Genomic DNA, 7,260 nt, shown 5'->3' with positions numbered 1-7,260 from the left:
GGGCGCCGATGATGACGACGGCATCGCTGTAGTTCTCCGCTGACAGCGGAAAATAGGGATTCCAAGAAGAATCCAGGACGTGAGCACCCAGATCCTTCCCCCGCACACCTTGCACCCGACGTCAACCGGGCAAGTCATGCTGGGAACAGCGGCTGTGACCTGCACAAACGTGGTGGAGCCAAGGGGACTCGAACCCGTAACCCCCTGCTTGCAAAGCGCCAGCGAAGGTTTCGGGCAGCGGGTTCGTGGGCAGGCGGATCGCGTGCCCCGTTCAACCAGAGGCTGTTTCGTCTCGGGATCCCACCAAGTGGACACCTTGTTCGCCGCCCCTTGCTACCCCAGCATGGGGGAATCCGGTACGTCTCAATCGATGGCGAGTGCGCGGCGTAGCGCCCCAACGACCTCGGGAAGATCGCGTTCCACGGTCTCCCTGACCGTTCCTTGGTCGACGAGGAGGTATCCGTGAGCGATTCGGTTGCGCATGCCCCACATGAGGGTCCAGTCCTGACCGAACAGGCTCTCCCGAACAGATGGTTCGAGTCGTGCGAGAACCTCGATCCCTGAGGCCAACCGCAGCCAGACCGCATCAATGGCCAACTGGTCGAGCGCCCCCGCGTGGGCGTACCCGATCGCCGGGTCGAAGTGGGTGAGCGCGTCGCGGAGCAGTTCCTCAGTCGAACGACTCACAGCGGCACGGCCTCGGCAAGCACGCGCTCTCGCAGGTCCGGGCGGAGCGCGGTGTCAGGGATCAAGTCGACCGACACTCCCAACACCTCTGCCACGGCTGACTCGACCCGCCCGAGTTCCAGCAGGCTCAGCGGCCGAGTCGGGGTGAACAGGAGGTCGATGTCGGAGTCAGGCCGTTCGCGCCCGGTCGCGACCGAGCCGAACACCCGGACCTGACGTCCCCCCGCAACCGCAATGATCCGACGGACCTCGGCGGCATGGGCACGCAGCACGCGCGCCACAGGGGACGTCCCGTGGAAGTGCAGCAGGCGCGACACCTCCGGTTGGCTGCGCCCGATGAGCTCACCGATCTGGGCCTGGGTCAATCCCTCACGGGCAGCCTGTCGGACCGCCCTGACCAGTTCGGCGCGAGCTCGCATCGTCACCTCATCGGTGCGTCGAGCAACCTCTGCAAGTCTGCTCATGATCAAATCATAGCAAGTGCTATGAACAGCGGCCCTACATGGCTGCTTGGTCCCAGGGGCGACCTACGGGGGGGTGTCCCCGGACCCGCACCCGCTGGCAGGCGCGGCGAGGCTCGCTTGAGGTCCAAGCTGCGGCGTGGGTACACAGTGGCCGAACGCACCGCGATGGCCGTCTCTGCTTCCCCCACGGAGATCCGACGCAGGCGACAAGCCTCTTCAGCAGTCCTTGGTCGCAGGCCTGTGACCTGACGAAACGTGACGGAGCCTACGAGACTCGAACTCGCAAACCCCTGCTTGCACGAATCCCTTCACGCAATCAGCGCAGGGGAGAACGCCGAATGATCAGCCACGAGCAGCCGGCGCACAAAAGTGTCAAGCAGAGGGGATAGCCGATCCACACCTGCAGTGGGCCTTGGCGGTCGAGAACAGTGACGACGTCCCCCAGGTTCCCCCGCCACGCGAGGGCCAGCAGGACGGCGCTGACGAGGGTTGCCGTCCCGATGGAGAGCACCCATATGCCGACACTGCCCCAGCGCGCCAGCGCCGCGCCGGCGAGGCCGCCGACGGCGCACACAGCGAGAAAGACTCCGGCGAGCACGGCGAGTCTCCCGAGCGGTCCGAGTGGGTCGAGGGTGGCAGTGCGGAAGAAGCGCATCCCGTGCCCCCAGCCGCCGGACCTCTCCTCCAGGAGGCCCATGGCTGTCAGGGCAACTCCTGCGATCAGGCTCTGGCCCCCCACGAACCAGGCCATCCCTCCGAGGAAGCCTCGGCGGGTGCCGCTCAGGCCCAGGGTGAAGGGCAGGATCCGGGTCCACGCCTGCAGGTTGGCGACCAGTGCGGTCGCGAAGAGCGAGAGCAGCCCGCCGCTCTGGCGCGATATGGCGGGGTCATCCAACAGCGCGTAGAACGCGAGGTTCACCCCGAAGGAGATCGCGAGGATGAGCCAGGGCCACAAGGTCGCCCAGCCGCCCCGCACGAGGGTGACGAAGACCGCACGGGGCTCGGTCATGACGTCACCCCCACGCTCGGCAGGTCGTGGCGCGTCTGGGAGCCCCCTGTGGTGCTGGCCATCGCGATGACCGCTTCCTGCAAGGAGAGCGGCCGCGCCGTCAGCCCTTGGGCACGAGCCGCTGATGGGTCTGCTCCCCTGACGGTGATACGTGAGACACCACCGAGGTCGCGGCGCCGGAGGACCTCGAGCCCGTCGACGAAGGCCATAGCGCTGACCGTTGGACCGACGATCTCGGCGAACGCGCCGCGCATACCTTCGGCCGAGCCTTCGAGCACGATCCGTCCGCGGTCGATGACGACGACGTCGTCGAAGAGGTCTGCGACCTCATCGATGAGGTGGGAGGACATGACGACTGCTCGAGGGTGGACGCAGACGTCGGAGACCAAGCGCTCATAGAACAGGTCCCGGGCCACCGCATCGAGTCCGACGTAGGGCTCGTCGAAGATGGTCACCGGCGCCCGTGACGCGATGCCGATGACGACACCCACCGCGCTCCGTTGGCCGCGGGAGAGCTTGCCGACCTTCTGGCGGCGACGGAGCGTAAAGGCGTCGACGAGGTCATCGGCGACAGCGTCGTCCCAGTTGGGGTAGAACCTGCGGGCGGCCGTGAGGACGGTGTCGACGCGGAAGGCCGGTGGGTAGGGCTGCGCCTCGCTGACGGCGCACACCAAGCGCCGCACCGATCTCTGCTCATAGGGCTGCGACCCGAGGACGCGGACGGTTCCCCTAACGGTCGGTGCGCGCCCGGACATGAGGTCGATGAGGGTCGACTTGCCAGCGCCGTTGCGGCCCAGCAGACCGGTGATCCGGCCCATCGCGAAGCCGACCGTCACGTCGTCGAGGGCCATGACATCACCGAACCAGCGGCTCACACCCGAGACCGCGATGGCGTCCATGCCGGGCCCTTCCCCTCGGTCTCGATCGCTGCGGGGCCACCTTCGATGAGGCGGACCACAGCCTGCACGGACAGCCCCAGCAGGTCGGCTTCACGGAGCATCGGGTCGATGAACCTCGTCGCGAACTCGGCCCGGCGCCGCGTGAGCAGGAGCGCGCGGGCACCGTCGTTGACGAACATCCCCACGCCACGGCGCTTGTGGAGCATGCCGTCGGTGACGAGATGCGCGACACCCTTGGCGGCGGTGGCCGGGTTGATCCGATAGAAGAGGGCGAGGTCATTGGTCGAGGGGACCTGAGCACCCTCGGGCAGGGACCCGTCAACGATCGACGCCTCCAGGCTCTGGGCGACCACCAAGTAGAGAGGGAGCCCTTCCGCCTGGTCCATTGGTTCATTAGTCATGTAACTAACCGTGACACCCAGGCACACGTTTGGTCAAGCCCACGAGCGACACCCACGCACGCTGGCCCTTTATCTCGACGCGCCGGGTAGGGGGTCAGCCGATGACCACCCGGTCGCGTGCAGCCGATCAACAGCTCCAAGGATGAGCTCGAACGCGAAGGAGAACTCGAAGTCCTCGTCACAGCCGGTAGCGTCGGGTCGGCGCGCCTTGGCGTCGGCGGCGATCGCCAGGATCGAGGGGTAGTCCGAGGGTTGTGGGGCCGCGCCCGTGTGGCGAGTCGGCGTCGGCCCCGAGCGCGACTCATCGAAGAGTTCGGGACTGAAGCCCCAGATCCGAGTGCCGAGCGCATGCATCGCGTGATGCGTCAGATCGGGGGACAGTCCACCACTGAGGAACGCGGCGCTCACGGCCTCCATGTGGGCCAGCACCGTGGCCGTGCGCCGGGTCCTCGTCTCGAGGGTCCGTCGGAGCCAGGGGTGTGAGACCAGGGCCGATCGCGCCCCGGCCACGCGAAGACGGACCGCCTGCTGCCAACTCGGCCCCACGGCATACGCCACCTCTGGGGGAGGGGCGGGAAAGGAGGAGACGACGGCGTCGACCATGCCGTCGACGAGATCCTCCTTGTCGCTGACGTGCTTGTAGAGCGCCATGGGGACCACCCCGAGCGCCTGCGATACCCGCCGCATACTCACCGCCTCGAGCCCCTCGGCGTCGGCGAGGTCGATGGCCGCGCGAATGACGGTGTCACGGTCGAGCGAGGGTCGTCGGCGATGTGGCGTTGTGCTCATGGAACTCCCCTGAGTTGACGTGGTGTACATCGTACACCTAGCCTCGCGTCATCCGGTGTACGCCGTACACCACCCACGTTCGGAGATCACATGACCAGCTCGCGCACCGTCGCTCGATGGGCGGCGGCCTCTACTTCCTCACCCACGTCACGTCCGTGGGGGCAGTCCTTCTTTACGGCGGTGCGTCGTATGCCGCCGACGCACCTCTCGCTGGCCGAGGGGGTGTCCTCTCGGGCGCTGTTCTCGAGATCCTTCTCGCCTTGGGGATCGTGGGAACGGGCGTGGTCATCCACCGACTGGTGCGAGAGCGTTCGGCGGTCACAGCGTCGGGCTACCTCGCATTGCGGACGCTCGAGGCATCCGTCATCCTCGCGGGAGTCGTCACCCTGCTGCCACTGGTGGCCCGGCCCGCCACGACGACCGCCCCTGGTCTGGAACCGGGAGTGGAGGCCGCGTTGCGCCTAGTCCACGACTGGACCTTCCTCATCGGTCCAGGGCTGATCGTGCCCTTCCACACCGTCCTCCTGGCATGTCACCTGTGGCGGTCCCGGCGCACGCCACGGTTCATCCCCGTCCTCGGCCTGGTGGGAGGACCCGTGGTGGGCGCCATGAACCTCGCGGTCATGCTCGGGTTCAGCGACGTGCTGCCTCTGGCCGCCGTCCCGGTCTTCCTCTGGGAGATCGCGCTCGCGGTCTGGTTGATCGCGCGCGGGAGCGATGGGGGCGGATCATGAGTGACGCGTCACCGACCGCCGTGTCGGCCGGGGATCGGAAGCCACGCCCTCTGCGCTGGCCTGGGAACGTGCTGTTGCTGACGGTCGGTTTCGTCGTCCTTCCCCCGTTGCTCCCGCACGCTCCCGGGGGTACCTGGTTCGCCACCGAGTCCGGCATCGCGCGCGCTGCCGCCGCAGGGTTCGTCGCAGCCTGGATTTCGCCGGAATCACAGCCAGCGTCTCTGAGCGAGGTCGTCGAGTACTGGGCCGGCTTCCACGTGACCAAGGCGCTCCTGGCGGCCTTCCTCCTCGGCGCGGGAGTGGGTGCCCTCCAACACACCCGGAGCCGATCCGCCCGCACACTCCACGGGACCGTGGTCGGCTTCTCCGTCGTGGCCCTCATGGCCAACGTCCAAGGCGCCTCTGCACCGCTGGCATCGTTGGCGTCGATGCTGCCCTCTCGCGAGGCGGGCGGGAAGAACACCCAGGTTCTGGCCAGCATGCACGCAGCCCTCACCTCGCCCGCCCCCGCGTGGCCACGTCCTCTCCGGGCGCTCGTCGAGGACTTCGCGACTTACCACTGGGTCCTCGCTGGCGTCGGCGCGGCCGTCGCGACAGGGCTGCTGTACACCGCGGTCCGCGCCATCCGCCAACGCCAGCACTTCGCCCTGCTCCTGCACACCGGTTGCGTTGTCGCCCTGCTCCTCATCGTCGCGGCGAATGTCGCGACAGCCCTCGAGCCCGTCCCCGCCCTGACCGCCTTCCTCGGAGGATGGAGCTGAGGGGGGTCGCAGTGCATCAGCCCACGAACGGCCACCGAACCATGCCGAAGCCCGGGGGACGACTTCCACAAACCAGGCCGCAAGGGGATGGCGCACTCCCACGGGCGATCTCGAGCAATCGGTCCAGATCCCGATGCGGGACGCGAGCTCACCCCATGGCCGTAAACGGGGCGCTGACCGCGGGGCTCTGGTTCGGTCACCCTCGTCGTGCAAGCGGACACCGGGAGCCTTGGCAGACCGGTCTGGCTGGCCGTCGCGTCGACGTCCCTCCAGGTCCTGCCGCTCGTCCTACGGCGGCGGCAGCCGATCATCACCTTCGCCCTTGTCTGCCTGGCTGCGTCGCGGGGCCGTTCGTCGTCGACCACTTCCGGTTCCCCGACGTCGGCTTCCCCATTGCCCTGCAGGCCATGTCGGCCCATTCCCGCAACGACATCATGCGCCGGTGGGCCCTCGTTGTCGGGGCCCTCGCGGGCTATGTCGCCGGCTTCTCGTGGAGAGCATGAACGCCGACCCCTCGGTTGCCTCAGGGCTGCTCGTCGGTACATTCCTCGCGATGACGAGCGTCGTCGCGTGGACGTGGGGCCATCGCGTGTACGACCGGGCGCTCCTGCTCGAGGGCCTCGAGACCCAGAACGCCGCGCTGCGGCGGGAACACGACCAGCGGGCCCTCGTAGCCGCCAAGGATGAGCGCACCCGGATCGCCCGCGAGATGCACGATGTGGTCGCGCACTCGCTCGCCGTCATCGTCGTCCAGTCCGACGGCGCGGCGTATGCCGCGCGCCACAGCTCCGCATGGCACAGCGAGCAGGCCGTGACCGCCCTTGAGACCGTGGCCGCGACGGCCCGGCAGGCGCTCGGCGAGACAAGGGCGCTCGTTGGGGTGCTGCGCGACCCCGGGGCCACGGTCGGCCCCGGTGAGCACCCGGCCTACGCGCCGACGGCGGGGATCGGCGAGGTCGTTGGTGTCACTGACGGGGTGGGGACAGACGGCGCGGCAGACATGGGTTGCTTCTCTAGACGACTGATTCCAAGGGGTGTCAGTGGTCATAGGCGGTTAGGGATCGTAGGACGGGTTGGCTGGTGTGGTCGTTGTGCCAGATGGCGGTGGTCAGGGCCAGGAGTCGTTGGAGGACGCGGACGATGACGCCGGCTTGGGTTCGTCCGCCGTGGCGTTCGAGGCTGAGCTGGCCCTTGAGGGTGTCGAACACCGATTCGATGGTTTGCCGTAGGGGTTTGAAGAACTGGGCGCCTGGTCGGGGGTTCTCCCCGGTCCGGGCTTTGCGCAACAACGTGAATCCGGTTGCGGCCAGGGTGGATTCGAACTCGCGACCGTAGTAGTTCTTGTCCGCGATGAGGGTCCGGCCGCCGCCGGCCAGAGCTGGGGTGGTGGCGATCAGGTCGGTCAGAACGGTTCGTTCGTCGGCCTTGGCTCCGGTCAACGCGAACGCGACGGGCAGCCCGTGCAGGGTGGTCACCAGGTGCAGCCGGAGCCCCCAGAAGTAGCGCGAGTGGCTGG

Annotated in this window: 10 protein-coding genes; 3 read left to right on the top strand and 7 right to left on the bottom strand. The window is 67.9% G+C overall.

Annotated elements, in window-relative coordinates:
- Window positions 1-363: 363 nt before the first annotated feature.
- From BN11_RS20810 to BN11_RS20785, 6 genes are all read right to left on the bottom strand, one after another.
- Window positions 364-687 carry a HepT-like ribonuclease domain-containing protein gene (locus tag BN11_RS20810; RefSeq protein WP_048700378.1) on the bottom strand — a complete coding sequence of 108 codons (324 nt, stop codon included), beginning with the start codon at window positions 685-687 and terminating at the stop codon, window positions 364-366.
- Entirely contained in the window at window positions 684-1,151 is a 468-nt protein-coding gene (locus tag BN11_RS20805) for a nucleotidyltransferase domain-containing protein (RefSeq protein ID WP_048700376.1), read from the bottom strand. The genes BN11_RS20810 and BN11_RS20805 overlap by 4 nt, the downstream gene beginning before the upstream one ends.
- Window positions 1,152-1,467: 316 nt before the next feature.
- A complete protein-coding gene (locus BN11_RS20800) occupies window positions 1,468-2,160 on the bottom strand; it encodes a hypothetical protein (protein ID WP_048700373.1) in 693 nt (230 codons plus the stop codon).
- Window positions 2,157-3,059: an ATP-binding cassette domain-containing protein gene (locus BN11_RS20795; protein WP_053084206.1), complete on the bottom strand. Its 903-nt coding sequence runs from the start codon at window positions 3,057-3,059 to the stop codon at window positions 2,157-2,159. The genes BN11_RS20800 and BN11_RS20795 overlap by 4 nt, the downstream gene beginning before the upstream one ends.
- On the bottom strand, window positions 3,032-3,460 hold the full coding sequence (locus BN11_RS20790) for a GntR family transcriptional regulator (RefSeq protein WP_235435575.1): 429 nt from the start codon (window positions 3,458-3,460) through the stop codon (window positions 3,032-3,034). Before BN11_RS20790 ends, BN11_RS20795 begins: the two co-directional genes overlap by 28 nt.
- 69 nt (window positions 3,461-3,529) lie before the next feature.
- Window positions 3,530-4,249: a TetR/AcrR family transcriptional regulator gene (locus tag BN11_RS20785; protein ID WP_048702132.1), complete on the bottom strand. Its 720-nt coding sequence runs from the start codon at window positions 4,247-4,249 to the stop codon at window positions 3,530-3,532.
- 116 nt (window positions 4,250-4,365) lie between these two features.
- Here BN11_RS20785 and BN11_RS20780 point away from each other — a divergent pair, with 116 nt between their 5' ends.
- The 3 genes from BN11_RS20780 to BN11_RS25505 all read left to right on the top strand — a co-directional run bounded on the left by BN11_RS20780 (window position 4,366) and on the right by BN11_RS25505 (window position 6,888).
- On the top strand, window positions 4,366-4,983 hold the full coding sequence (locus BN11_RS20780; protein WP_048700369.1) for a DUF4386 domain-containing protein: 618 nt from the start codon (window positions 4,366-4,368) through the stop codon (window positions 4,981-4,983).
- Between the two features lie 68 nt (window positions 4,984-5,051).
- Window positions 5,052-5,744, top strand: a complete 693-nt coding sequence (locus tag BN11_RS20775) for a hypothetical protein (RefSeq protein WP_048700366.1) — start codon at window positions 5,052-5,054, stop codon at window positions 5,742-5,744.
- Window positions 5,745-6,243: 499 nt separating this feature from the next.
- A complete protein-coding gene (locus BN11_RS25505; RefSeq protein ID WP_157044321.1) occupies window positions 6,244-6,888 on the top strand; it encodes a sensor histidine kinase in 645 nt (214 codons plus the stop codon).
- On the opposite strand, the gene BN11_RS20765 is transcribed toward BN11_RS25505, so the two are convergent.
- On the bottom strand, window positions 6,782-7,260 hold a 479-nt coding region (locus tag BN11_RS20765; RefSeq protein ID WP_048695333.1), incomplete at its 5' end, for a transposase. The two genes, BN11_RS25505 and BN11_RS20765, sit on opposite strands and share 107 nt — an antisense overlap.

The organism is Nostocoides australiense Ben110, assembly GCF_001050535.1.
Lineage (GTDB): Bacteria > Actinomycetota > Actinomycetes > Actinomycetales > Dermatophilaceae > Nostocoides_A > Nostocoides_A australiense.
Note: the sequence above shows the minus strand (reverse complement) of the source record. Positions and strands in the feature narration are given on the sequence as shown.